27 protein-coding genes and 1 other annotated feature are annotated in these 26,916 nt (G+C 30.2%); of the genes, 22 read left to right on the top strand and 5 right to left on the bottom strand.

Translation table 11 applies throughout. From position 1 onward, the window contains the following. The first annotated feature begins 14 nt into the window (after positions 1-14). From bsdtw1_RS20630 to bsdtw1_RS20615, 4 genes are all read left to right on the top strand, one after another. A complete protein-coding gene (locus tag bsdtw1_RS20630; RefSeq protein ID WP_183279371.1) occupies positions 15-416 on the top strand; it encodes a hypothetical protein in 402 nt (133 codons plus the stop codon). Positions 417-669: 253 nt separating this feature from the next. After that, positions 670-903, top strand: coding sequence for a hypothetical protein (locus bsdtw1_RS20625; RefSeq protein ID WP_183279370.1), 234 nt, complete (start codon positions 670-672; stop codon positions 901-903). A gap of 170 nt (positions 904-1,073) precedes the next feature. Continuing rightward, the gene (locus bsdtw1_RS20620; protein WP_183279369.1) at positions 1,074-1,694 is read left to right on the top strand and encodes a DUF1643 domain-containing protein; all 621 of its coding nucleotides are present in this window, start codon (positions 1,074-1,076) and stop codon (positions 1,692-1,694) included. A 27-nt stretch (positions 1,695-1,721) separates the two neighbouring features. Beyond that, complete coding sequence (locus bsdtw1_RS20615; RefSeq protein WP_183279368.1) at positions 1,722-2,327, top strand: CHAP domain-containing protein; 606 nt, start codon at positions 1,722-1,724, stop codon at positions 2,325-2,327. 106 nt (positions 2,328-2,433) lie between these two features. Here bsdtw1_RS20615 and bsdtw1_RS20610 read toward each other — a convergent pair whose 3' ends face one another. Next, a complete protein-coding gene (locus tag bsdtw1_RS20610) occupies positions 2,434-2,658 on the bottom strand; it encodes a (2Fe-2S)-binding protein (protein WP_183279367.1) in 225 nt (74 codons plus the stop codon). A 608-nt stretch (positions 2,659-3,266) separates the two neighbouring features. Then, positions 3,267-3,526 (top strand) — a binding site (T-box leader). A gap of 137 nt (positions 3,527-3,663) precedes the next feature. Between bsdtw1_RS20610 and ileS the strand changes: the two genes are divergently transcribed. Together ileS and bsdtw1_RS20600 are read left to right on the top strand one after the other, a co-directional pair. After that, positions 3,664-6,771 (top strand): isoleucine--tRNA ligase, encoded by a 3,108-nt coding sequence (ileS, locus tag bsdtw1_RS20605; protein ID WP_183279366.1) that lies wholly within the window; start codon positions 3,664-3,666, stop codon positions 6,769-6,771. 579 nt (positions 6,772-7,350) lie between these two features. Beyond that, on the top strand, positions 7,351-7,497 hold the full coding sequence (locus bsdtw1_RS20600) for a hypothetical protein (protein WP_183279365.1): 147 nt from the start codon (positions 7,351-7,353) through the stop codon (positions 7,495-7,497). A 376-nt stretch (positions 7,498-7,873) separates the two neighbouring features. On the opposite strand, the gene bsdtw1_RS20595 is transcribed toward bsdtw1_RS20600, so the two are convergent. Beyond that, the gene (locus bsdtw1_RS20595) at positions 7,874-8,167 is read right to left on the bottom strand and encodes a rhodanese-like domain-containing protein (protein ID WP_183279364.1); all 294 of its coding nucleotides are present in this window, start codon (positions 8,165-8,167) and stop codon (positions 7,874-7,876) included. A gap of 552 nt (positions 8,168-8,719) precedes the next feature. Here bsdtw1_RS20595 and bsdtw1_RS20590 point away from each other — a divergent pair. Then, positions 8,720-9,718 carry a LacI family DNA-binding transcriptional regulator gene (locus bsdtw1_RS20590; protein ID WP_183279363.1) on the top strand — a complete coding sequence of 333 codons (999 nt, stop codon included), beginning with the start codon at positions 8,720-8,722 and terminating at the stop codon, positions 9,716-9,718. A 20-nt stretch (positions 9,719-9,738) separates the two neighbouring features. Here the strand turns inward: bsdtw1_RS20590 and bsdtw1_RS20585 are convergent, their stop codons facing one another. Next, entirely contained in the window at positions 9,739-10,947 is a 1,209-nt protein-coding gene (locus tag bsdtw1_RS20585; protein ID WP_183279362.1) for a DUF5050 domain-containing protein, read from the bottom strand. 282 nt (positions 10,948-11,229) lie between these two features. Between bsdtw1_RS20585 and bsdtw1_RS20580 the strand changes: the two genes are divergently transcribed. The 3 genes from bsdtw1_RS20580 to bsdtw1_RS20570 all read left to right on the top strand — a co-directional run bounded on the left by bsdtw1_RS20580 (position 11,230) and on the right by bsdtw1_RS20570 (position 13,936). Further along, positions 11,230-11,916 (top strand): M48 family metallopeptidase, encoded by a 687-nt coding sequence (locus bsdtw1_RS20580; protein ID WP_183279361.1) that lies wholly within the window; start codon positions 11,230-11,232, stop codon positions 11,914-11,916. 234 nt (positions 11,917-12,150) lie between these two features. Continuing rightward, positions 12,151-12,594, top strand: coding sequence for a MarR family winged helix-turn-helix transcriptional regulator (locus bsdtw1_RS20575; RefSeq protein ID WP_183279360.1), 444 nt, complete (start codon positions 12,151-12,153; stop codon positions 12,592-12,594). A gap of 1 nt (position 12,595) precedes the next feature. Continuing rightward, a complete protein-coding gene (locus tag bsdtw1_RS20570; RefSeq protein WP_183279359.1) occupies positions 12,596-13,936 on the top strand; it encodes an MATE family efflux transporter in 1,341 nt (446 codons plus the stop codon). 115 nt (positions 13,937-14,051) lie between these two features. Here the strand turns inward: bsdtw1_RS20570 and bsdtw1_RS20565 are convergent, their stop codons facing one another. Beyond that, positions 14,052-14,234 (bottom strand): hypothetical protein, encoded by a 183-nt coding sequence (locus tag bsdtw1_RS20565; protein ID WP_183279358.1) that lies wholly within the window; start codon positions 14,232-14,234, stop codon positions 14,052-14,054. A gap of 227 nt (positions 14,235-14,461) precedes the next feature. On the opposite strand from bsdtw1_RS20565, the gene bsdtw1_RS20560 reads away from it, so the two are divergent. From bsdtw1_RS20560 to bsdtw1_RS20540, 5 genes are all read left to right on the top strand, one after another. Continuing rightward, the gene (locus bsdtw1_RS20560; RefSeq protein ID WP_183279357.1) at positions 14,462-15,037 is read left to right on the top strand and encodes a nucleoside recognition domain-containing protein; all 576 of its coding nucleotides are present in this window, start codon (positions 14,462-14,464) and stop codon (positions 15,035-15,037) included. Between the two features lie 9 nt (positions 15,038-15,046). Further along, positions 15,047-15,571 carry a spore maturation protein gene (locus tag bsdtw1_RS20555; protein WP_183279356.1) on the top strand — a complete coding sequence of 175 codons (525 nt, stop codon included), beginning with the start codon at positions 15,047-15,049 and terminating at the stop codon, positions 15,569-15,571. Positions 15,572-15,950: 379 nt separating this feature from the next. Then, the gene (locus tag bsdtw1_RS20550) at positions 15,951-16,676 is read left to right on the top strand and encodes an ABC transporter ATP-binding protein (protein WP_183279355.1); all 726 of its coding nucleotides are present in this window, start codon (positions 15,951-15,953) and stop codon (positions 16,674-16,676) included. Beyond that, entirely contained in the window at positions 16,669-18,339 is a 1,671-nt protein-coding gene (locus tag bsdtw1_RS20545; protein ID WP_183279354.1) for a putative ABC transporter permease subunit, read from the top strand. The genes bsdtw1_RS20550 and bsdtw1_RS20545 overlap by 8 nt, the downstream gene beginning before the upstream one ends. A 235-nt stretch (positions 18,340-18,574) precedes the next feature. Further along, positions 18,575-18,787 (top strand): hypothetical protein, encoded by a 213-nt coding sequence (locus tag bsdtw1_RS20540; RefSeq protein WP_183279353.1) that lies wholly within the window; start codon positions 18,575-18,577, stop codon positions 18,785-18,787. Positions 18,788-18,871: 84 nt separating this feature from the next. Here the strand turns inward: bsdtw1_RS20540 and bsdtw1_RS20535 are convergent, their stop codons facing one another. After that, positions 18,872-20,215 (bottom strand): MATE family efflux transporter, encoded by a 1,344-nt coding sequence (locus bsdtw1_RS20535; protein WP_183279352.1) that lies wholly within the window; start codon positions 20,213-20,215, stop codon positions 18,872-18,874. Between the two features lie 526 nt (positions 20,216-20,741). Here bsdtw1_RS20535 and bsdtw1_RS20530 point away from each other — a divergent pair. The 7 genes from bsdtw1_RS20530 (at position 20,742) to bsdtw1_RS20500 (ending at position 26,888) form a co-directional block, all read left to right on the top strand. After that, on the top strand, positions 20,742-21,479 hold the full coding sequence (locus bsdtw1_RS20530; RefSeq protein ID WP_183279351.1) for a LytR/AlgR family response regulator transcription factor: 738 nt from the start codon (positions 20,742-20,744) through the stop codon (positions 21,477-21,479). A gap of 137 nt (positions 21,480-21,616) precedes the next feature. Then, complete coding sequence (locus tag bsdtw1_RS20525; protein WP_183279350.1) at positions 21,617-21,904, top strand: hypothetical protein; 288 nt, start codon at positions 21,617-21,619, stop codon at positions 21,902-21,904. A 553-nt stretch (positions 21,905-22,457) separates the two neighbouring features. After that, entirely contained in the window at positions 22,458-22,898 is a 441-nt protein-coding gene (locus tag bsdtw1_RS20520; protein ID WP_183279349.1) for an ACT domain-containing protein, read from the top strand. 118 nt (positions 22,899-23,016) lie between these two features. After that, positions 23,017-24,261, top strand: a complete 1,245-nt coding sequence (locus bsdtw1_RS20515) for an aminopeptidase P family protein (RefSeq protein ID WP_183279348.1) — start codon at positions 23,017-23,019, stop codon at positions 24,259-24,261. Between the two features lie 140 nt (positions 24,262-24,401). Beyond that, positions 24,402-24,842: a zinc ribbon domain-containing protein gene (locus bsdtw1_RS20510; RefSeq protein WP_183279347.1), complete on the top strand. Its 441-nt coding sequence runs from the start codon at positions 24,402-24,404 to the stop codon at positions 24,840-24,842. Between the two features lie 19 nt (positions 24,843-24,861). Beyond that, positions 24,862-25,224: a phasin family protein gene (locus tag bsdtw1_RS20505; RefSeq protein ID WP_183279346.1), complete on the top strand. Its 363-nt coding sequence runs from the start codon at positions 24,862-24,864 to the stop codon at positions 25,222-25,224. A gap of 56 nt (positions 25,225-25,280) precedes the next feature. Continuing rightward, positions 25,281-26,888, top strand: a complete 1,608-nt coding sequence (locus bsdtw1_RS20500) for an ABC1 kinase family protein (RefSeq protein WP_183279345.1) — start codon at positions 25,281-25,283, stop codon at positions 26,886-26,888. Positions 26,889-26,916: the final 28 nt, after the last annotated feature.

Here is a 26,916-nt window from a genome sequence, read left to right as displayed (position 1 = left end):
AAGGAGTACAACACATGGAAAGTTCAAAAGAAAGAGGATGTCTAATAACAGGAATTTTAGTGTTATATTTTATAGGGGCAATATTTAGTATATTTACATTTCCAATAAATAAATTGAATCAAACATTATCACCAGAACTATCAAAGCAGTTTGCTACTAGCAATACATCTATGGCAATTGCAACTGTTCTAGGAGTACTTACAGTAGTAGCTATTTTAGGTGTATTTTTGTGGAATAAAATAGCTATATATGTTTTTATAGGATTGGGAGTGGCACATGCTATCAATACATTAGTGTCAAGTGGAATAACTGCAATGACACTGCTAAGTGCTGCTATTTCAGTTGCAATACCAGGAGCAGTAGGGTATGTGCTAATCAAGCGACTATCAGAAGATCAAGGTGACGAAGAGTTGTAAATTCCTAAAGAACAAAAAATTCACTAAAGCGATTTCCTTTAGTGAATTTTTTTGCGTATCTGCCTTTTCTGAACGTATGTGAAGAAATTCTGGCAGGCGATATATAATTGTTTTTTATTCTTAATTTATAGTAGTTCTTAAGTCTGTTACTAGAATTATTTCTATATATAATAGATGTATAAATACGTAAAGAATAAAAAACTTCTTCCGAGATATACTAACATTAAAGTCATTCTTGGGAGGTTTTTTATATATGGTTTGGGATAAGATGAAAGAATTGAATCTTGATGATAAAATTGAAGAGCATTTAAAGGATGTGAGCCAGAGAGATTCCAACGCTGTTGAGGATGTAATAACTGATTCTGATATGCTCCAAGAAGTAAAGGAACTAATTCATCAAGGTATGGATCCTAGAAGAATTGGTGAACAGCTAGGCTTATCTGTAAGGCAAGTAAATATAGTAAAAGATATGCTAGGTAAAATGTGAATAGAAGAAGCTATGTATGATATTAAAATAATCATGCATAGCTTCTTTTATTTCTTAGGAATTTAAAGTTAAACATTAAAACGCATTTTAACGTTTATTGGTATATATTCATATAAATATAAATATGTATTAATAAAGCTTTACAAAATATAAAAAAGGGGATTTGGAGGATGCAAAAAAGTAAATATCCTAGATTTGTTTGTAAAAGCTCCATGGAGATATTGGAGGACTATGATAACGATAGATGTTATAAACTTACATTTCCAATAAGTAAAAAAGGGGTAAACAGCATACTTGTAATAGGAAGGGCACCAAAGACTTGTAGTGATTTTAAGTGTGATAAATTGATACAAAGAGTTTTGAAATATATTGATAATAAGAGAGAAGAATTTGGACCAGTTATAAAGGTTAATATAGTAAATTTATTTACTACAATTGAGTACGATAGAAATAGTATAGAAACCTCACTTAAGCTTAGAGGAGAGTGTTTTGTTACTGGAAATGATGACTTATTTGAATTTAATGGAGTGACAATAAAGAACGATGATATTATAAGAAAATCAATTGAGGAATCGGATTATATAATATTAGGTTGGGGAGAAGTATTAAAGGAAATAGAATCGATATACAACTTAAGAGTTGAGTATATCCTAAAGACTATAAGAGAGATAAATTCAATAAGCAGCGAAAAAAAGAAACTTTATATAGTAGGAGACCTTACAAAGAAAGGGTATCCTAGACATTGTGTCAATTGGAATTTACAAGATCCGTTAATAGAATTTCAATGGTAAAAGTGATGGCACTTTGGAAAGGATTATATGTATTATAACAAAAAAAACACAAATATAATAAAAGTAATGACTTTAACTATAATAGGCGTATTATTAGTTGGAATTATAGTATCTATCGTCACCGGACTTATGTATAAGTTTGGAAGTGAGGTTGGCAAAGTAGTAGATACTTATCAAGGTATACCAATATATAATAATGGTAAAGATGGAGCCCAGGAACATGGCATAAACAAAAATAAAAATGGTTACGTTTACGGGTATAAGTGGCAATGTGTAGAGTTTATTAATAGGTTCTACTACGATAAATTAGGCATAAGCATACCTGGTGGAGGAAATGCTAAAGATTACTTTGATGATAAGATAGAAAATGGAGGTACCAATAATACTAGGATGCTGATTCAGTTTAAAAATGGTGAAGGAGATAAACCTAAAATAAATGATATAATTGTATTCACTAAAGGTGAGTATGGTCATCTAGCAATAGTAAGCAAGGTTGATGATGATTATATTGAGATAGTACAGCAAAATGTTTATGGAAGACCTAGAGAGAAACTTAATATAACCTATAAAGATGACAAACCAATCGTAGCTGCTGGAAGAGGGGTTTCAGGTTGGCTTAGAAAACAAAACTAAACTTAATAATGATGCGCAAAAAGATTCACTGAAGAAATTCGCTTCAGTGAATCTTTTGTATGCGATAGGGAGATAAAAATAATAACGAATGAACAATTAAGGGGAATTAATGCCATTGTTCGTCTAGATATCCATCTATCAATTCTTGAATTTTAGGGGTGCATCGTCTACCGCCACAACCACCGGTGCGTGCTCCAGTAGCCTTAGTGACTTCATCTGGTGTACGAGCTCCTTTTCTTATAGCGTCTTTTATCTTAGACCTGGGGATGGCCTTACATAAACAGACTTTTGTTAGCTTATCTAAAATTTCTTGATTTAAGTTATTTTCCATAGTTAATCCTCCACATTTTAAGGATGACTATTCAAGGGGATGGAAAATCTTATTAACTATATTAAACCACTATACAAATTAAAAGTCAATAGTAATTAGTAATAATTATTAAATAAAATCTTGTATCCTGAACAGTCGTAATATATACATATATTATTTGTTGACAAAATATAGTTTAAATTCAATTAATCTATATTGATAAGAATTAAAGATATATAATAAGTACATTATATCTAATATATCTTTAATTATATCCATGTTAATACAATTTATATTAAGGCACAAATAAATTATCTAATTTAATATGAGCTATACCTAAAAAAAGAAATTAAAAAAACCATTAGGATTAATAAATATCATAGAAAAGACTATAATACTAAAAATAAACATTTTAAAAATATACATTAACATTTAAAACACCTCTAAATATTATGATTACAAGTATTATATTAACGTATATTGTATATTTTGTAAAGAGTTATTTTATATCACTTATAATAATAATAAATAATATTTAAGTAAATGTTTTCATATGCAAAAAGAGTAGATAAGCTGAACAATTTAAACCATGTTGACAATAACTTCAAGCTGAGATATAATTTTTACATTGAAAAGCAATGATTAGGGCAAGTATTTAAGTACAGTACTTTAGAGAGCGATTGGTTGGTGAAAAATCGTGTATATACTTAATGAAAATCACCTAGGAGCTGGAGGCCGAAAGTGTTAACTCACAAATAAGCTTATCTCGTTAGCCTGCGTTAAAGGATAGAGTATACATGTACTCGAAAATGAGCTGTAGATTTTACAATATGTAAGTCTATATGGCGTCGCCTTAAGGTGGTATAACGAATATAACTTCGTCCTATGGGATGAGGTTTTTTTTATTCTTTAGGAAATTATAATTCAATGAGATCTGTGGATAAGTAAGCATAACAGACTAAAACATAATATTTAACATTAATGTGGGCTAAATTATATTTGACCATTTATGAAAGGGGAAAAAGTATGTATAAAAAACTAGATTCTTCAAAAAGTTTTGTTGAACTGGAAAGAGATGTAGCTGGGCTCTGGAGTGATAAAGAAATAATAAAAAAGAGCTTTGAATCAAACCAAGAAGGAGAGTATTTTACTTTCTATGATGGACCTCCAACTGCAAATGGAAAACCTCACGTTGGACATATCATAACAAGAGTTATAAAAGATATAATACCAAGATATAAGGTTATGAGAGGATACAAGGTTATAAGAAAAGCTGGATGGGATACTCATGGACTTCCAGTTGAACTTGAGATAGAAAAGAAGCTTGGAATATCAGGAAAGCAACAAATAGAGGAACATGGAGTAGAAGAATTTGTTAAGCTTTGTAAGGATTCGGTATTCACTTACGTAAGTATGTGGGAAGACATGTCTAAGAAGATAGGTTACTGGGTTGATATGGAGAATCCATATGTTACTTACCATAATTCTTACATAGAATCAGTTTGGTGGGCGTTAAAGCAAATGTGGGATAAGGATCTTTTATATAAAGGTCATAAAGTTATGCCTTACTGTCCAAGATGTGGAACTTCACTTTCATCACATGAGGTTGCTCAAGGATATAAAGATGTAAAAGACAATACCGCTTTTGTTAAGTTTAAAGTTAAAGGTGAAGATAACAAGTATATAATGGCTTGGACTACAACACCTTGGACATTACCTTCTAACGTAGGTCTTGCTATAAATAAAGCTTATGATTATGTTGAAGTTAAACAAAATGATGAAGTTTATATATTAGCTAAGGAACTAGTAGCTAAGGTTCTTTCAGATGATTATGAAGTGTTAAGAGAATTTAAGGGTGAAGAGATATTAGGTTTAGAATACGAGCAACTAATGCCATTCCATAAACCAGAAGAAAAAGCATTCTTTGTTATACATGGTGATTTCGTAACTCTTTCAGATGGTACTGGAATAGTTCATATAGCACCTGCTTATGGTGAAGATGATAATTTAGTAGCAAAGAAAAATGGGTTACCATTAATTAATCTTGTAGATGCAGAAGGAAAATTCGTTGATGAAGTTACTCCGTTTGCAGGGATATTTGTTAAGAAAGCTGATGAAAAGATATTAAATTATCTTAAGGATCAAAACTCTCTTTACAAAGCTGAAAAACATACGCACTCATATCCACACTGCTGGAGATGCGATACACCACTGCTTTACTATCCAAAGGCTAGTTGGTTTGTAAGAATGACATCTTTAAGAGATAAACTTTTAGAAAACAACAATAAGATAAACTGGTACCCAGATAACATAAGAACAGGAAGATTTGGTAAGTTCCTTGAAAATGTTATAGATTGGGGTATATCAAGAGATAGATATTGGGGTACACCACTTCCAATATGGGAATGTGAATGCGGTCATAGAGAGCTTATAGGAAGTGTTGCAGAACTTAAGGAAAAGGGAATTGATGTTCCAGATAACATAGAACTTCATAAGCCATATATAGATGGAGTAAAACTTAAGTGTAGCTGCTGTGGAAAGGAAATGAAGAGAACAGCTGAAGTTATAGACTGTTGGTTTGACTCAGGTTCAATGCCTTTTGCACAACATCACTATCCATTTGAGAATAAGGAGTTATTTGAAGCTAACTTCCCAGCTCAATTTATATCAGAAGCTGTAGACCAAACAAGAGGATGGTTCTATACACTACTTGCTATATCTACTGCTATATTCGATTCAAACCCATTTGAAAATTGTATAGTTTTAGGTCATGTTCTTGATAAGAAGGGACTTAAAATGTCTAAATCAAAGGGTAATGTAGTTGCACCAGATGATGTTTTAGATACAGTAGGAGCTGATGCTACAAGATGGCATTTCTATACATCAAGTGCTCCTTGGCTTCCAACAAGATTCTCTAAGGATGATGTAGAAGAGACTCAAAGAAAGTTCTTAAGTACTCTTTGGAATGTTTATTCATTCTATGTTCTATATGCTGATTTAGATAATTTTGATGCTACAAAGTATAGTGAGTTCAAGTCTGATAATGTTATGGATAAGTGGATATTATCAAAGCTTAATACACTTGTAAAAAATGTAGAAGATAATTTAGAAGGTTACAGAGTAACTCAAGCTGCTTTAGCACTTGAAGACTTCGTAGATGAACTTTCAAACTGGTACGTAAGAAGAAATAGAGCTAGATTCTGGACTACTGAATTAAATGACGATAAGATAGGTGCATACACTACTTTATATAAAGTGTTGGTTACGCTAAGTAAGATATCAGCACCATTTGTACCTTTCATGAGTGAAAATATATATCAAAGTCTTGTACTTAGCTTAGATGAAACTGCTGAAGAAAGTGTTCATTTATGCAAGTGGCCAGTAGCTGATTTTGCTGCTGTAGACAAGAAACTAGAAGAAGAAATGGAACTTGCATACTCTATAGTTAAGCTTGGAAGAAGTGCAAGAAATGGAGCTAATATAAAGAACAGACAGCCACTTTCAGAAATGCTAGTTTCAGTTAAGTCATTACCAGAATACTATGGCGATATAGTTAAAGATGAATTAAATATAAAACAAATAGTATTTGGTGCTGATTTATCAGAACATGTTAATTTTGAGATAAAGCCTAACCTTCCTGTGCTAGGAAAAGCTTATGGAAAGATGATACCTGGCATAAGAAAAGAGATAGCTGCAAAAAACCAAATGGAATTGGCTCAGAAGATACAAAATGGAGGTACTGAAACTATAAATGTTGATGGTACTGAAATAGAACTTAACAATGAAAATCTTCTAGTAACTATGCAAGGCTTAGATGGATTTGCTTTTGCTGGAGAAGGTGAAGTTGGTGTAGTTCTTGATACAACTATAACAGATGTATTAAGAGAAGAAGGTCATGTTAGAGAGATGATATCTAAGATACAAAACATGAGAAAAGAAAGTGGTTTTGAGGTATCTGATAAGATAAAACTTTATGTTGCGAACAATGATATGTTATTAGATGTCGTTAAAAAGTTTGCAGATACAATAAAGAGAGAGACTCTAACAATGGATATAGTATATAATGCTGAGTGTAAATATACAGAATGCAATATAAACGGAGAAAAACTTGATTTAGCTGTTGAAAGAATATAATCTAGTTATTTGGAGAGATGTATAAAGGTGGCTGTCGCATTAGTGTTTTTTAACTGCTAATGCGGCAGCTACTTTTATTTTATGAAAATTAACAGTCGTAAGCAACAATTAGAATTACAGCACCATCACTTTGCACAAGAACAATTAAATATTTCTCTTGTACACTAAGAGTATATCTATGCTTTCAAAATAATATTTAAAATATATTGAATAGAGGATAATGTTGGATATTAAATATGCGTACACAGGGGGACAGCGTTTCGATATTTATATGCCTTAGATGAAGATTGAAGTTGAAAATCAGTATTTATAGAGAGATAAAATAACCTTGGAAAAAGAAAATCTATTGACATACAAGAATGCTGTCATGAGTATATTTAAATGTAAAAGTAAAAATACTTAAAATAATAGAATCTGATAATAGGATATAAAGTCAATAGAATGTAAATAATATATCATATTATATATACAATTTATTGGATAAAATTATTTGAACTTTAATGGTAGTATATAGCTTTAATAAGGAGAGAATATTAAATACATTGAAATACTTATGTTATGAGAAAGGAATGATAATTTGTGAAGAAGTTAACTGAAAGATCATATGAGAATGAAAAGCAATTTAAAAAGGCATCTAAAAAACTAGCTAAGAAGGGGTTTAAAGTATTAAATGTAACTGAGGAAAGTGGAAAGTATTTGGTGGAATATCAAACTAGAGCCCATTAAATATTTTATTATATTTTTACTATTAATTTCATAGTATTATAATTCCTAAATTGAAGAAAATTATAATATGTTGTTACGATTTAATTCTTAATTTGGGAGTGATAATAATATGAGTGAAAAACAAGATCCTTCTATTTCAAACCAGCAGCAAAAGGAGAAGAAGGCAAATAATAAGGGCGTAAAGCATAGCAAAAAAACACATAAAAAAGATTGACAAAAAATAAGAGGGGCCATCGCACTAAATTGCTAATGCGACAGCCCCTTTTTCATTTTATTAGGAAAGTATAAAGCTTTTATGCTATTGTGACTTAGTTGTTTTATTTAGTTTGGTAGCTTTTTATAGGAACACAAGTTTAACTATTAAATTATGTAAAAGTTATTTCCAGCGAGCAAAACCTTCATACATATGGTAAACGTCTGAAAATCCGTTTTCTTCAAGAAAGTTAGTGGCCATCGGACTTCTTCCTCCAGTTTGGCAATAAACTAGTACTGGCTTATCCTCATATTCTAATATTTCTTCATATCTAAAGGGAAGCTTATCAGCTGGTATAAGAACTGCACCTTCTATATGACCTTCTTCAAACTCTTCATTTGTTCTCACATCTAGTAATAATATATTGTCATTACTTAAGATGAATTTTTTTGCGTCTCTATTATTTATCTGGTTCATACTAAACCTCCTGTAAATATATAATTATATATTATATTTTAAAGTCATTTATATAACAATATTCAAGAGTTAGTTGTGAGAGCTTACATTTTATTTATTCTTTAAGAAGTATATGTCTCCTGCATAAATTTGCAACAAAAGTTAGAACCTATAATATAATCTACTAAATAAGTGTTATTGTCCTATACTTTTATTTACATAGATTTTATCATCAAATAAAAATATTTTACTTAGGATGTAAAGATTGCATATTATGTTTCGAGAATATATGTAAAGATAATAAATACAAATTTACTTGAAGTTTTTAGTATATAAATAAACAAATTAAATATAAAAATGGATAAAATTACAAAGATTAACTTAATAATTGAATTTTTACCTTATATTTCATATAATAGAATATAGAAAACGTTTTAAGTAAGAGTAATTTAATTTTTTTTACATAAAATAAAAAATAAACTATAGTAATGGAGTATATTTCCTTGTAATGCCATAATTTTGCCATTATAATATTTTTTATTGAAACAATTTCATAGTAGGAGTTGATGGATAATGTCAGTTTCAATTAAAGATGTTGCTAAGGAAGCGGGAGTTTCAATTGCAACTGTTTCTAGAGTACTAAATGACATCGATGTTGTTAATGAAGAGACTAAGAAGAAAGTTTTAGATGCAATAAAGAAGCTTGGATATAGACCTAATATTGTGGCTAGAAGTTTAAAAACACAAAGAACAAAAACTATTGGTATTCTTATACCAGATATATCAAGTCAGATATATCCAGAAATAGTTAGAGGTGCAGAAGACGTCGCAAATATATATGATTACAATGTAATACTATGTAACTCAGATTTAGATGTTGAAAAAGAAAAAGAATACTTGAAAGTTCTTAAAGAAAAAATGGTTGATGGTGTTCTTTACATGAGTAGTTCTTTAGATGATGAGATTGTAGATTTAGTAAATGAACTTGATCTAAAGACTGTTCTAGTAGAAAGTAAAGATAAAGAAGGCCAATTGCCAAGTGTTACAATTGATAATGCTAAAGCTACATATGACGCTACAAAATACTTATTGGACAAAGGTGCTAAGAAAATTGCATTTATAGGTATAAAAAAAGATACCAATAATGCATGGAGTAACAGATATATAGGCTACGAAAATGCACTTAAAGATGCTAATATATCTATTAATGAGGAGCACTTATATTTTGATACCTTAAAGACTAAAACAGGTCATGAAGGTGTATTACACATTTTGCAGAGTAAAGAAAGACCAGATGCTATAGTTTGTGCTTCTGATGAAATTGCAATGGGTGCAGTTAATGCATTAAGAGAAAATAATATCAGTGTTCCAGATGATGTTAGTGTTATTGGTTTTAATAACATTTATGCGGCATCAGTTTTCTATCCAAAGCTAACAACAATTTCTCAGCCAGTATATGATATGGGCTCAATTGCAATGAGAATGCTTATAAAGCTTATCAATCAAAAAACTATAGAAGAGGGTCATTATGTACTTGATCATCAGCTTATCGTAAGAGATAGTTGTAAATAAAGCATGCCGAAAGGCATGCTTTATTTTACGTATTTTTGTTCACTTCCATCTGTTTTAACAGAATAGTATAAGTATGAATTCTTATCGGTAACTCCCATTGGAAGTACGAAAATTCTATCATTTAGTATGAAAATTTTTCCAGAGGTAGCTATAGAATTTGATATTGTAGAAATCTTTTTAGTGGTTAAGTTGCATTTTTGAAGCTTTATATCAAACCCTGTAGGTGCTGAGCTGTTTTGTGGATAAATGCCTATAAAGTATAAATCATTATTATATATATTGAAGTTACTTACACCTGCGTTTGAAAAACTAGACAAAGTTGAACTTTTCCTTGTTGATAAATCAAATTTTACTAAATCTATATTTACTGAGGTGTCATCTAGGCTTCTAAAGTAATATATAGAGTTTTCATATAAAATAAATGAAGAAAATCTATCTTCAACAACTTTTTCGAAATTTGTACCATCTAAATTCATTGAGTAAATTTCATTTTTCCATTTTAAATTGTGCTCGTCTCCATAGGTAATCATATCAGAATAATAAATTTTATTATTATAGATAAATAAGGTTGAAGGATCCTCTGGATACCAATTTTTATCTTTTGATAAATCAGACTTTATTTTTGTAAGTGATTCACCATTAAGCGTCATCTTATTTATCGAACAATCGCTTGGACTAATAAAGTAAATCCAATCATTATATATATAGTAAGGTCCACATTGAGTTGCTAGTATAGTATTTTCATTAGTAGAAATATTAGATTTCATTAATGTAGAAATTGAGTTTGATTTATAGTAAACATCGCTATTTATTATATTTATACTTGAGGCGTTGGATATACTGCTTAGTTGTTTGAAAAAAGTGGTTCCATCTTCCATTGAATATACTAAGGGGGAATCGTAAGAAAGTGTTACAGAAGGAGATATAAATAAAAAAGGGCTAGAATATCTTACGAAGCCACCATTAAGATAATTGCTTAAGGAATTAATATTATCTACTGAGTTATGCAATCCACTATTAGTTAATTTTAGATTGTTATTAAGAGATTCGGTAGCAGTGGTAGGGGCACTAGTATTTGAAGAAGTATTTTTGGCTTCTTGAGTTTTACTTTTAGTTATTTGCTCCTTTGCTTTGTCATTATTGTTTGCATTTTTATAAGAGATAGAGAAAAAAGTAATAACTGATATAATAATTATAATTACAGCTGAGATAAAAAAACGTTTTTTCATATATTACCTCCAATGAAGTTATAATTACTTATTCTATCCATTTTATGTAAATCCTCCTGAGATATTATTTATTATATGTATTCTTATCTTAAAACTTAACTTATTGATGCTAATAAAATTAAACATTGAAGAATCATAATATTCAAATATATACTTATGTGCTATTATGGTATGAAAAAGTATCATTAATGTAAATTTAAATTATTACTAAAGATGTACAACTTCAATGTGAAAATATAAATTTTATTATGAAGTGATCATCAAAATATACAGGAGATTAAGATGGAGTATCAGTTAATAAGATCTAGAAGAAAAACTGTAGCAATAGAAGTAAAAGAGGATAAGATAATCATAAAATGTCCATATAATTGTTCGAAACAATACGTAGATAGCCTTATTGATAAGAATAGAGCATGGATTGAAGAGACACATAAGAAGGTAATGATCAAAAAATCTAATAAACTAACTTATAAAGAAGGACAAAATGTTTATTTTATGGGTGTACCATATGAAATAAAAGTTATCAGAGGAACAAGAAATTCATTGGAGTTTAATGGGCAGGAATTTATATTTACAATTATGAGTTCTCAATTTGACAATAATGAACACAGTGAAGAAGTAAGAATTGAACTTATGATGGCGTGGTTTAGAAAACAGGGTGCCGAATACTTGACAAAAAGAACATCTGATTTAGCTAAGCAGTTAGGGCTAACTATAAATAAGGTATATATAAAGAATGTTAGAACCATATGGGGAAGCTGCTCAACTAAAAACAACATAAATTATAATATAAGGTTGATGTCCATGCCTAAAGAAGTTATCGATTATGTTGTAATACATGAACTGTGCCACTTAGTTCAAAGGAATCACTCGGAGAAGTTTTGGGAGTTAGTTGAAAGGGTAATTCCGGATTATAAACAAAGAAGGAGTTTTCTCAAAAACAATAGTTCCAAGTATTGCAATTGGTAAATAAGATGAAACACTTCAATCCGAAATCAATTTTCAAAACTCCTCTGGGTTCTGAGAGGAGAATTTGAAAATAAAAAATTAATTATGAAGTGGTTCGTCTATAATAAAAATAATTTTGTGATGAGCACGTTTTCTTTAGATATTTGGATGATTATGTAGTTGCATTTGCAACTATTTTTTTATATACTAAATCTTGCGCTGAAAAATTGTATCCAGTATAATAGGAGAATTTTTATGACTAAGAAAGATAAAATGCTTGGAGGTTATATATCTCAGTTATATAGATTAGGTAGTGCTTTTATCACTAAGGAACTATCAAAGTTTAACATAGGTTATGGACAGTTTATGTTCCTAATAGAACTTTATAGACATGAAAGCATCTGCCAAGAGGAATTAGCAGAGATTCTACATATTGATAAAGGAACTACAGCTAGAGCGATAAAGAAGCTTGAGGAGCATGAGTATGTAATAAGAGTTAAGGACACTTCAGATAGAAGGGCGTATAAGTTATCAGTAACGGATAAGGCCAAAGAAATTGAACCACATATTAAGAATATTTTATATGACTGGAATGATAAACTTACGTCTAACTTGAATGAAGATGAGAAGAAGATGGCTCTTGAGCTAATGAGTAAGATAGCAAAAAATCAAAGGATATGTGCAGGGAAGGAGAAATAACATGGATAGACAAAAGAGGTTAGGTGAAGAACATATAGGGTCTTTACTATTAAAGTTTTCAGTACCAGCTATAATAGGAATGTTAGTTAATGCACTTTACAATGTAGTAGATAGAATATTCATAGGAAATATTCCTGGAATAGGAAAAGATGCATTAACGGGAGTTGGTATAACTCTTCCAATAATGACTATTATAATGGCTTTTGGTATGTTAGTAGGAATAGGTACAGCTACTGCTATATCTATAAGACTTGGGCAGGGAAAAAAAGATGAGGCAGAAAATATCTTAGGAAATGCTTTTATGCTTTTGATCATAACTGGAATAGTTATAACAATAGTAGGCCTCCTAACAATGGATCCAGTATTAAATGCATTTGGTGCTAGTGAAGTTACATTAAAGTATGCAAAGCAATTCATACAGGTAATATTTATAGGTTCCATATTTAATGTGCTTGGATTTGGGTTAAATCATTCAATAAGAGCTGATGGTAATCCTAAAATAGCTATGTTTACAATGCTTATTGGAGCTATAATAAATACTATATTAGAGCCAATATTTATTTTTGTTCTTCATTTAGGGGTAAGGGGTGGAGCTGCTGCTACAGTTATTGCACAGTTTGTATCTATGCTATGGATATTGAGATATTTCACTAAAGGGAACAGTATATTGAAGCTTAGAGTTAAAAACTTTAAGTTAAAAAAAGAATTTGTATTAAGTATAGTTGCAATAGGTATTTCTCCTTTTGCAATGCAAATAGCAGCAAGTGTTGTTCAAATTATATCAAATAATGCCTTAAGAACTTATGGTGGAGATGTGTCTATAGCTGCGATGTCAATTATAAGTTCTGTAGCTATGATATTCATGATGCCTATATTTGGTATAAACCAAGGTTCTTTACCTATAATAGGATATAATTATGGAGCGAAAAAATATTCGAGAGTAAAAGAAACTGTAAAAAAAGGATCTATAGCTGCAACGGCGATAGTTGTAGTTGGATTCTTAGTAGTAGAGATAATTCCTCACTTTGTAATAACTATATTTAACAGTGATGAAGAGCTTGTAAGAGTAGGTAGCAACGGTCTTAGAATATTCCTATTTATGTTACCTGTAATAGGCTTTCAGGCTATAAGTGCAAATTACTTCCAAAGTATAGGTAAGGCTAAAATGGCGATGTTCTTAAGTATGTTAAGACAGGTAATACTTTTAATACCGCTATTAATTATACTTCCTACATTTCTAGGACTTACTGGTGTTTGGCTTGCTGGTCCTATATCTGACGGACTTTCAGCACTTATAACAGCAATTGTATTCTATAGGGATGTAAAGGCATTGAAAGAGTAATTCTTTGAGAAGGCTCATTAAAGCATTGGATGCATAACCACTTAATTTCAACATAGTATCTTAGCATAAAAAGACCAGATATATTCTTTTTAAGAATTTATCTGGTCTTAATTTTTTATATGATTCCTTCTGTTTTCAATATATCTTCAAGCTGTTGAACTTTTTCTGTTAACTTAATAAATTTCTTTTTAAGTCCATCGGTAGATTCATTTCCATCAATACTTCTTTCGATTTCTTCTACAGCTGCTAATGCTTCCTCAATATCTTGTTGAGCAAGTTTAAGGTTATTTTCATCCATAAGTAATCTCCTTTGTTTCAGTTATCAAAAATATTATAAGGTACAGTTTAATGTTATCATTACTAAACCAGCAGTGCAAGGCATATATTGTATAGATGTGAAAGGTGACAGATTTAAATCAATACAGTATTAAGTATGTTTCTCGGATTGAAGTGGTTCATCTGTATATGAATTGATTCATTATCAAAAGTTGCTTAAAAATCTTAAATATGAAATGGAGGAAATATATGATTAATTACATATGGTTTTTCATGTTGCTTTTAGGAATAGCTGTAGGTGTATTTACTGGAAATGGAGAATTAATTTCAAAAGCAATAGTAGATTCAACAGCATCAACAACAGATTTGCTTCTTGGGCTTTTAGGTGTAATGTGCTTTTGGTGCGGAACTATGAAGGTTGCAGAGAAGAGTGGATTAACCAATGTATTAGCAAATCTACTAAAACCAATATTAAGGCTTTTATTTAAAGATGCGGCTAGAGATGAAAAAACTTTAGGTTCAATAGTTATGAATCTAACAGCAAATATGCTAGGTTTATCTAATGCTGCTACGCCTTTTGGGATTAAAGCTATGGAAGAAATGGACAAGCTAAACCCTAAGAGAAGCATTGCCTCAAATGATATGGCTTTGTTTTTAGTTATAAATGCAGCATGTGTTCAGTTTGTACCATCTACAGTAATATCGATAAGGGCTGCAGCTGGTTCAAGCAATCCAGGAGCGATAATAATTCCAACTCTTATTGCTACAGGATGCGCAGCTATAATGGGAGTTACCTGCTGCAAGATCCTACAAAAATACTTCTAGGAGGATTTTATGTTTAACTACCTATTAAAAAGCGTAATACCAATAATATTTATAGTTATTTTAATCTATGGAATGATAAAGGGAAGAAAAGTTTATGAATGGTTTGTAGAAGGAGCAAAAGAAGGGTTACATGTATGTTATAGAATATTCCCATATTTATTGTCAATGATAATAGCAGTAAAAATATTTAGAGAAGCCAAACTCTTAGATATGTTAAATAATATTTTAGCGCCAGTAGCTTCTATTATAGGATTACCTAAGGAACTTATCCCTCTTATATTGGTTAAACCTCTTTCAGGAAGTGGTGCTCTTGGTGTACTTACAGATATACTAAAACAGTATGGACCGGATAGTTTTATTGGGTTAGTTGGTTCAGTAATAATGGGAAGTACTGAAACTATTTTTTATACAATCACAGTATATTTTGGGGCTGTTGGAATTAAGAAAATAAGACATACATTATGGGCTGCATTTATGGCGGATCTTACAGCTATTATAGTTGCGGTTACAGTAGTAAGGATTTTATTTTTTTAAATATCCATCAAAGAATACTTCGTGACTAATTTGTTATGATAGGCAATATAAATATAGGCTTATCATGATTGTTAGTAACGAGGTATTTTGTTTTATAACACAAAAATAGTGTGCTAGGTTATTGTTGTATTTGATTATATAAATTGTATGTAGTTGAAGATGCTTTTTTATATTAATTCTTTGCGAAGGCTCATTAAAGCAGCGGATGGATAACCACTTAATTAAAATACAGTGTGCTGACAGCACCCTTAAATTAAATTTTTAAAATAAGTATAATTTGTTAAAAACATGCCTATATATTTAAGATAGATTTTTAATAATCTTAAGGCTAAATTAAGATAAGTATGGTAAAATTTTTCTATAAAAGGAGGAGATAAAGATGATTGAAATAATGAATGTTTCTAAGAGCTACAACAAGATAAACAATGCTGTAGACAGTATAGATATTAACATAAATGATGGAGAGATATTTGGATTTTTAGGCCCTAATGGTGCAGGTAAGACAACTACTATAAAAATGATAACTGGAATAATAGCTCCAAGTAAAGGGGATATAAAGATAAATGGTATAAGCATAACAGATAATCCATTGGAAGCTAAGAAGCATTTCGCTTATGTACCAGATAGCCCAGATATGTTTTTGAGGTTAAAAGGTATAGAATATCTTAATTTTATGGCTGATGTTTATAATGTTCCAAAGGAACAGAGAAAGAAAAAGATTGAAGAACTTTCAAAGAGATTTGAAATGTCTACAGCACTAACTGACCAGATACAATCATATTCTCATGGTATGAGGCAAAAGATAGTGCTTATGGGAGCTTTGATACATGATCCGGAAGTATGGATATTAGATGAACCCCTTACTGGATTGGATCCAAAATCTGCATATATACTAAAAGAAATGATGAGAGAGCACACAAATTCAGGTAAAAGTGTATTCTTTTCAACCCATGTGTTAGATGTGGCTGAAAAAGTTTGTGATAGGGTAGCAATCATAAATAAAGGAAAAATACTGTTCTGTGGAACTTTAACTGAGATGAAAGAGCACTTTAAAACTAATGAGTCCTTAGAGCAGATGTTCTTGGAGATGACTGAAAATGAATAGAGTACTATTATTAACAAAGATATTCTTGAAAACAGGTTTTGGAAATACAAGAAGAGGGAAAAGAAAAACTAATTCTAAGATAGTAAACGCATTAATTTTATTATTTACCGTACCTATGATAATGTTTGGTATTGGAGGGATGACCTTTGGTATATTTGAAGTTCTTCATCAGCTTAATCAAGAAGGGCTTCTAATTGGTATGGCATATAACTTGATTTCCGTAGTAATATTTATATTTGGAATAATGTCTGTAATAAGTATTTTTTATTTCTCAAAAGATATAGATTTTGTGCTGCCACTTCCATTTAAAGCGCATGAGATATCTTTGGCTAAATTTATAACTGTAATAATATATCAATATATGATACAAATATTTATATTATTGCCGGCAATAGGTATATACGGTTATAAGACTGGAGCAGGTATAGGATTCTATCTAGTTTCTATAATATGTTTTATATTTATGCCAATATTGCCAGTGACATACTGCTCAATTATAGCTATGCTGCTTATGAGGTTCACAAATCTTGCAAAGCATAAAGATGCCTTTAGAGTTATTACTGGTCTAATAGCCATATTCATAGCAGTAGGTATAAATATCTTTTCAAATACTTTAGGATCAAGGGCAGGTTCATCTGGTGATGCACAGCAGTTTTTAAATAATCTAATTGCAAACAAGAATTCAGCAGTAGCAGGTCTTTCGAACTTTTTTATAACTGCGAAAATAGGAACCTATGCCACAATAGCAGAAAGTACTTCAAAAATGGCTGTTAATCTAGTTTTGTTTGTATTAATTAATATCTTAGCATTAGTTGTGTTTATAGTTATTGCTGATAAATTATATCTTAAGGGTGCAGTTGGAAATTCCGAGAGTTTTGGTGGTAGAAAAGAATTAAAGAAAGAAGTATTAGATAAGAGTACAAAAGAAAAGTCTCAACTTATGACATGGTTTAATAAAGAGCTTCTACTTTTATTTAGAACACCAGCGTATCTTCTAAATTGTATTTCAACTATAATAATCATACCAGTAGCTCTTGCAATGCCTATGATTGCTCAAGGTGGAATAGGCAAGATAAATGAGACGGCTAAATCAGTACTAGCGGATACACATAGTTTTAATATAATAATCGGAGTTGCCTTTGCTGTTGTTATTTTCTTTACTGCAACTAACCCTACGGCATCAACTTCTATTTCAAGAGAAGGGGATAATCTTTATATCTCAAAATTTTTGCCTGTAAGTTTTATGACTCAAATTATGGCTAAAGTATTAACTTCAGTGCTAATAAATAGTCTACTCGTGATTATATTTATGATAGCAGGTATAGTTGTTGGGGTGCCTATTACTTTACTATTGTTGATATTCATTCTAGCAATACTAGAGGTATTTATGTTTTCAATGCTTGGAATATTGATAGATCTGCAGTCGCCAAAGCTTGTTTGGGATGATGAACAAAAAGCAGTAAAACAAAACTTAAATCCATTAAAATGTGTACTTATAGGGCTAGTTATAGGTGGAGTTGGAGCAGTAGCAACTATATTTATAGGTGCAAATTATTTAATATCATATTTTGCATTAGCATTTATAACTTTGGTATTAAATATTGTATTATATAAAATACTAAGTACTGTAGGTGTTAAAATGTTTAGCAACCTAACAGATTAAAAATATATTTGTTAAATGTTTGTTAAGAATATAAAAATGATGAAACTTTTAGTACCTTTTCTACGTCTAAATATATATAAAGAGTTCTTATAGCGAAATTTAATTTATACTTGTTATAAAATCACGCACTTATGACTTTTAGCATGTATAAATTAATAGTTAAGCTAGGAAATCTGTACAAGGAAAGTTAGATGTTTTAGTTTTATGGCTTATAGATATCTAGAGGAGTGTGTTTATGGAAAGGAAATTAAAAGAACTTTTATCAGTTACAGATGATGATATAAGATATTTGGCATACGGTATAGGATCAGGTACTACTATTGGACTGATTCTGGGTTTCTTTATAAGTAACCCTCCTCTAGGATTCTCTTTAGGTGGAGTGCTTGGTATCATTGTCTCGGGAATATATTCTATATACAAAAAACTTGTTGAATCTAAAAAAGATTGACTGCTAAGAACGTTAAAAAAGGATGCTAGAAGTAAGATTTATTTCTAGTATCCTTTTCTATTAAATTAAGTATGAAAGAATATATCAATATAACTCACTAAAACGTCTTCGGAATAATATGAAGATTATAGAACCATCAATAACCCATTGTATACCTGTTATTAGCCAAGCGTACATAACAGGCAATTTAAAGATATAAATTGCTATAAACATTAGAGGAAGTCTAATAATCCAACTGGAAAACATGGATACTTTAAAAGGTGTCTTAGTATCCCCGGAACCTTTTAATATTCCGCCTGCAACCATAGATAAAGCCATAAAAGGCTGCTCTAGTGATGCTAACATGAGACAGATAATAGCTTCATTTATAACGAGTTTTTCATTTGAGGCTATAAATAAGGAGACTAGGAATCTTGGAATAACTAAAAATAATATGGAGCAAATTATCATAATAAGTGTCGCTAAAAATATAGAACAATAAGCATATTCTTTTGCTTTTTTATAGTCTTTTTCACCAACTTTTTTTCCGACTAAGGATGTTGCGGCAATAGCAAAACCCCATCCAGGCATAAAGGATATTGATTCTATAGAAGTTGTTATTTGATTAGCTGCGAAAGCGAAACTTCCTAAGGAAACTATAAAGAAATTGCTTAAAAGTCTACTTATACTAAAAGCACCCTCTTGAAGCGCGGAAGGAATGGACAAAGTCATAAGACCTTTAAACATTGAAAAATTTAATTGTTTTATATACTTAAGTCTTACTTTTACTTCCGAGTATCTATACATATAAAATAGTATAAATATAAAACCTATAATTTGCGCAGAAGTGGTTGCGATTGCAGCTCCCATAATTCCCATAGGATGAATGCCGAGTTTGCCGAAGATTAAAATATAATCTAAAGATATATTTATTATATTTATTATTATAGAAGCTATTAAAGGGGTTTTAGTATTTCCAGAGCCTCTTAAGGAAGAATTAAGGCTATTCATAAACATATTAAAGGTAATGCCTATAGAAGCTATTTTCATATAAGGAGTACCTAGATGTACGATGTTTTCCTCTGCACCTACTATTCTAAACAATAATGAGGAACTAAAGAAAAGGAAAGCAAAAACACATAGTGAGATAATTACTGAAGTTAAAAAACCCAAGGTTGCGTACTCTTCGGCCATATCAAGTTTTTTAGCACCTATTTTTCTTGCAACCAAAGAAGATATACCTATTGATATTCCATTGGCCACAAGTATATTAGAAAAGGTATATATTATTTCACTACCAAGACCTACACTGCTTACAGCTAAGTTACCACCATATTTTCCTACCATCATAGTATCGAATACACCAATCATCATATATAGAATCATTTCACCTACTGCAGGTAATGCTATATTTAATACATCTATAATAGTGTTTTTATATATTTTCATATAACTCTCCTCTCACAAAAAAATCATAATAAAGATGTACAAGTTCAATCCGAAATATATTTTTAAAACTCTCACGGGTTCTGGTGAGAGAATTTAAAAATAATAAACTTTATTACGAAGTGGTATATCCGCAATTATAGCACAGTGCTTATAAATAAGTGGTGATTTTAACTTTAGTTTATATTTGAGCCTATTATTAAAGTTCAGATGAGGAGTTCATAAATTTAAACTACAGTGTTTTGATTAATACAGGATGATATAGTGCATAACATATATTTACATATAATAAAATTATTAATATAATTGTATTGATTTAGTGAAGATTAACACTACATATTTCATGTTTGCTTATATGATTTTTTATTTTTAAGATAATTAGTTATTCAGTATTTTCTTGATTACTTTTTGTCGTACCATTAGAAATCATGCAGGGGAGCTATGGAAGTCTAGATAATATATGCCTTAAAATTAGATATTGTAACAATATTCAAAATGGGGTTGGAGGAGAGGTTGGTGAATAAAGTGTATGAATATAATATTATGCGAAGATGATGAAAAGCAAAGAATAGATATATTAAGAAATATCGATTATATAATAAAAGAAAATAATCTAGAGATGAGTGTATATATGTCTACAGATAGTCCTTATGATGTTTTAAAGATTGCCGATGAAAGTTCAGAAGTTAAATTGTACATATTAGATGTAGAACTTAATTCTGATATAGACGGGATAGAATTGGCTGATAAAATAAGAAATAAGGATCCACTATCTTTTTTAATATTTATTACTAGTCATTCGGAACTTGCCTACTTAACTTTTAAATATAAGGTAGAAGCATTTGATTACATAGTTAAAGATTCAAGGGGGAATCTATTTAAGGAATTAAACGATGCTTTAATAAAGATACAAAGAAGATCAAGCAATGGAGATGAAAATAAAAAGTTTTTTATAATAAGGGATGGAAGATCTATAACAAAGATTGAATTGGAAGACATATTATTTTTTGAAACTACAACAATTAAAAATAAACTTAAAGTGAATTGTATTAATAGGTGTAAAGAATTTTATAGTAAATTAAAAGATGTAGAGGAATGTTTAGATGAAAGATTTATTAAGTGCCATAAGTCTTTCATTGTGAATACAGATAACATTGAGCTGATAAATAAAAAAGAAAAGCTTATATACATGAAAAATGGACAAACATGTTATTTATCAAAAACATATACAAAAGAGTTATTAGAAAAATTGAAATATGATAAGTAAGTTATATAGATTACGATCCAGTTGGAAGTAAAATGATATGTTTCAGTATATGCAGATAGCGATACCTATATTAATTTGATAGCATTAAGTTAGTATTCTTATGGTGTAGGTGAAATTAAAAGAATAAGAGGTACGATATGGAAATAGTTGGTTTATGGTTAAAGTTGATGATTACAGTAATTATTTCAACGGCTGTTTTTTTAAAGGTATTTTCCACAATAAATAAGAGTATGTTAAAATTATTCATTCCCATACAGAAGTTTATCAATAGATTGAAAAGAAAGGGAATGTACAGCGGAATTATTTTTATAGGTACTATTATGGTAATAAGCTTAATAAATGATAAGTATAATCTTAGTTATATTAGTTATGGCATATTATTTGGACTAGCAAATGCATTGATATGTATTTGCTTTTATGGATAATTAACTTAATATTTATTTAAGCTAATTTTAGTAGTGAAAAATGGAGGTAAAGATGTCCAGCCTTAGAGCATTAATCAATATATCGCTCAATGTTTTAGTTACTCTTGTGATAGTTGCTTATTATTATTTTATAATTTAATAGAATAGAGTAAAGAAGCATCAAGAAATCTATATTATCCAATCAAAAGTAACTCGTAGGTATATAACTTGCGAGTTTTTTTACTGTACAAGGAAAGTATAAGATATTCAAGCAAGCTAAAACTAGATATCTTAATGGTTTTAGAAGTTTTTTATGGTTATACAGTAAAAAAACTAAACTTATTCGCCTGCCATATTTTCCTCATATAAATTCGGAAAGGCAGATGCGTAAAAAAAGCTCACTGAAAAAGGTCGCTTCAGCGACTTTTTTACTGTACAAGAAAATTAATCTTATAAAAAATGTGAAAATTTATTAAGAAAGTATAAGATTTATATAGATATATATATGAATTTTGTTAAATATCGTCCTTATATGCTATAATTATAGTTATATAATATAAAGAAGGTGGAGCATATGGCAGGGGATATATACTATGTGATCAGTGAAAGAGTGATACCGGAAATATTTTTAAAGGTCTTAAAAGTAAATGAACTTTTATATACAGGTGAAGTAAAGGATATTACCGAGGGTATAAGGCAAGTTGGGATAAGTAGAAGTGCTTATTATAAGTATAAAGATCATGTGTTCCCAATGAGTGAAAGTATCAATTCAAAAAAGATAACTCTTGCAGTTAGCATGAGTCATGAGGCTGGGATATTATCTAAGGTTTTAGATAAAATAGCAGAGATGAAGGGCAATGTTCTTACAATAAACCAAGACATACCTATGAATATGATTGCTATTGCTACCATAACTGTTGATATATCTGGACTTGAAATTGATGTAAAAGCGCTAATAAAGCAAATAGATTGTTTAAAAGGGGTTATTAAGGTAAAACTATTTGCTATGGAATAATTTATGATATAATTACAATAAATATAAGATTATCAGTTAACTTTAAATATTCAGAATTTTTGTCGTCATATTGATCTGTTGCCATTAGTTAAAGTTAATTGCAAGAGGAGTGATTTGGTTGAAGAGAGATATTTTTATAAATAATAGAAAGAGACTTTTTGATAAACTTGAAGATGGAGCAATGGTTGTACTTTTAGCTGGAGAAGCACTTAAAAAAACAGCTGATGAAATATATCCATTTACGCCAAATAGAAATTTCTATTATATTACTGGAATAAACGAAGAAAAACATAAGGTAGTACTTTTTAAATCAAATGGAGTTGAAGAGGAAATTTTGTTTATACAAAAACCAGATCCAGTTAAAGAAAAATGGGTTGGTAAGACTGTAAGAGAATCTGAAGCAATGGAGCTGTCAGGGATTCAAACGGTTCTATATTTAGAAGATTTTAATAGTACTATGAATCAAAAGTTATCTTCAGGAAAGGTGAAAGCTTTTTATCTAGACTTGGAAAGAAGAAGTTTTGAAGACAGAATTACATTATCAGAAGAGTTTGCCCAGGATATATCAAAAAGATATCCTTATATAACTATAAAAAATGCGTATGGATTAATTTCAGAGCTTAGAACTATAAAGTCTCCTGAAGAAATACAGGAGATGAAAAAAGCTATTGATATAACTATAGAAGGTGTAAACTCACTAATGAAAAATGCAAAGTCAGGTTTAAAGGAGTATGAACTTGAAGCATATTTTGATTTTCATTTAAAGAAAAATGGGGTTAAGGATTTTGCATTTAAGACAATAGCAGCAGCAGGGAAAAATGCAACAATCCTGCACTATGTTGAAAATAATAGCACTATAAAGGAAGATGATCTTATATTATTTGACTTAGGTGCTCAATATAATTATTATAATGCAGATATTACTAGAACTTTCCCAATAAGCGGAAAGTTTACTGGAAGACAAAAAGCAGTTTATGAAGCTGTACTTAGAGTTAATGAAGCAATTATAGATGCATTAAGGCCAGGTGCAAATTTCCAGGAAATAAATAATAGGGCTACTGATTTAATAGCACAGGAATGTATTAACCTAGGACTTATAAAAGATAAGAAAGATGTTAAAAACTACTATTGGCATAGTATAGGACATGGACTAGGATTAGATACACATGATGTTGGCGAGAGAAATGTAGATCTAAGACCTGGAATGGTATATACGGTAGAACCAGGAATATATATAGAAGAGGAAGGTATTGGAGTAAGAATAGAAGATGATGTCCTCATAACAGAAAGTGGTAATGAGGTTCTTACTAAAGCTATGATAAAATCAGTAGAAGATATTGAGAAGTTTATGAGTAGTAGATAAAACTTCAAATATACACCGTTAATTAATATAGAATGATAAATTTATATTAAAAATAAATAGTATAACAAGTTAGGTAAATTGCAGCTAAGTAGTTTTAAATATATAAAACTTTTAGCTGCTTGCTTATAGGAGGAAATTTTATGGGCTTTTTTCAAGGAAGATATGGGTTTGATCTTTTGTCTAAAATATTAGTTCTATTAGGGTTAATGTTCTCTCTATGGCATAATGTGATTACGTATGGATTGGGATTAATCTTGATAGGATATGGTATTTACAGAGCTTTCTCAAGAGATATAACCAAAAGAAGCAATGAAGCACTAAGATTTGAAAGTTTTTTAAGAAGTAAGCTAGGAAACTTAATTAATAATAGAAATAATTATGGAAATAGAAGTTCATATGGTAATAAAGGCTCTAGTTTTGGCAATTATAGAGATAAGGCATCTGCGTGGTACAACGAAAGAAAAAATTACAAAATAGTAAAGTGCCCTAACTGTAGTCAAAAGTTAAGGCTTCCGAAAGGAAAAGGAAAGATAGTTGTGACTTGTAGAAAATGCTCTAATGAGTTTAAAATGAAAACTTGATTTATGAGGAGATGGTTATATGTTTAATGAATTAAAAAAGGTTATGCTAGCAGGAGTAGGAGCAGTAGCAACTACTTACGAAAAGGCAAATGAGATTGTAAATGAAATGGTGGAAAAAGGAAAGATAACAGTGGATGAAGGTAAGGAATTATCGGAAGAGTTAATGAGAGATTTTAAAGGAAAAGCGTCAACTACAACTAATAAAGTTATGGATAAAATCGATGATATTAGACCACTTACTAAACAAGAGCTAAATTTAGATTTGAAGGATAGAGATATTCCTACTAGAATGGAATTTGACAGTTTAAAAGATAGAGTTGAATTTTTAGAAACTAAACTTTCAGAACTTATGGAAAAGCTCGACGAGGGCAAGGAAGAATAAATAGAACAATGGGGGTTATTAGCCTCCATTTACCTTATATAGCATTGAGGTGAACTATGAGAAAAGAAACACTAAAAAGGTTTAGAGAAATAATAAAGGTGTTTGCTTACTACGGATTTGGTTTTTTGGTTAATAGCGCAATAAAACCAACTGATAATAAGTCTCCTGAAAATCTTAGAAAAGCCTTTATTGAGCTAGGACCAACTTTTATAAAGATTGGTCAGATACTCAGCACAAGAACTGATTTATTAGATGAAGAATATACAAAAGAACTCTCTAAACTACAAGATGAAGTACCTTGGGAAGCTTTTAGTGTTATTGCAAAGGTGTTTCAAGAAGAGTTTGACTTAAGTATGGATGATGTATTTTTATATGTGGAAAGTGTTCCTTTAGCTTCAGCATCAGTTGCACAAGTACATAAAGGCGTTTTGAAAGATGGAAGAGAAGTTGTGATAAAAATCCAAAGACCAAATATTCGTGAGAAGATGGAACTTGATATATCTATTCTAAAGAGAATTGTAAAGTTTACTAAGACAAAATTTAATGGTATGCTTATTGATCCAATAGAGGCCTTAAATGAAATTATGGATGCAACTAGTAAAGAATTAGATTTTGAAAGGGAAAAGGATAATATTGATAGGTTTAGAGAATTAAATAAAGAAGTTAAGTGTGTGGCTGTACCATATGTTGTTGAACAATTTACGTCAACAAGAGTACTTACTATGGAGAATATACAAGGTTTTAAGATTAATGATATATATAGTATAGTTAAAGAAGGATATGACCGTACAGATGTGGCAAAAAAGTTGGCTCTTTCATATTGCAAACAGATATTTAATGATGGATTTTTTCATGCTGACCCACACCCAGGCAATCTTCTAATAAGAGACGGAAAGATATGTTTCATAGATTTTGGTCTTATGGGAGAATTATCAGACGCTATAAGAGACTCTCTTAATGAAGCAATGGTTGCTATTGCACTAAAAGATATAGATAAGATAATAGATTTTATAATGACTGTAGGCGTAAAAAAAGATAGAGTAGATAAACATATATTATATAATGATATAGAATACCTACTATCGAATTATCTAGCTACATCTCTTAAAAATATAAAAATATCAACTCTGCTTAGAGAAGTTTTTGATATTGCTGAAAGAAATAATATACAGTTACCAACTGAACTAGTGATACTTGTTAGAGGAATGGTTATATTGGAAGGGGTAATAGCTGAGATTGCTCCAGATATGAATATATTAGATGTGGCAATACCTTTCGTTAAATCAAAAAATAAACATTATATATTAAATAAATTGACTAGTGATGATTTTGCAATTAATGCTTATTCTATATTAAGAGACAGCATTAAGATTCCTTCAAAGATAGTTGAACTCTCTGATAGTGTAATACAAGGAAGAGCAAGGGTTAATCTTCAAGTACCTGATCTAGGGAAGTCTGTAGATTATTTAAATAAGATGATAAACAGATTGGTTTTCGGTCTCATAGTAGCAGGAATGATTATTGGATCATCAATAATAACGGGGTCTAATGTTGGACCTAGGATAAGGGATATATCAATTATAGGAATAACGGGATATTTTGCATCGGGGATTTTTGCCTTATGGCTTTTAATATCTATAATAAGATCAGGAAACTTAAAATAAAACAGTCTATATCATATGTAAATTTAAT

It is taken from the genome of Clostridium fungisolvens, from assembly GCF_014193895.1.
Lineage (GTDB): Bacteria > Bacillota > Clostridia > Clostridiales > Clostridiaceae > Clostridium_AR > Clostridium_AR fungisolvens.
Note: the sequence above shows the minus strand (reverse complement) of the source record. Positions and strands in the feature narration are given on the sequence as shown.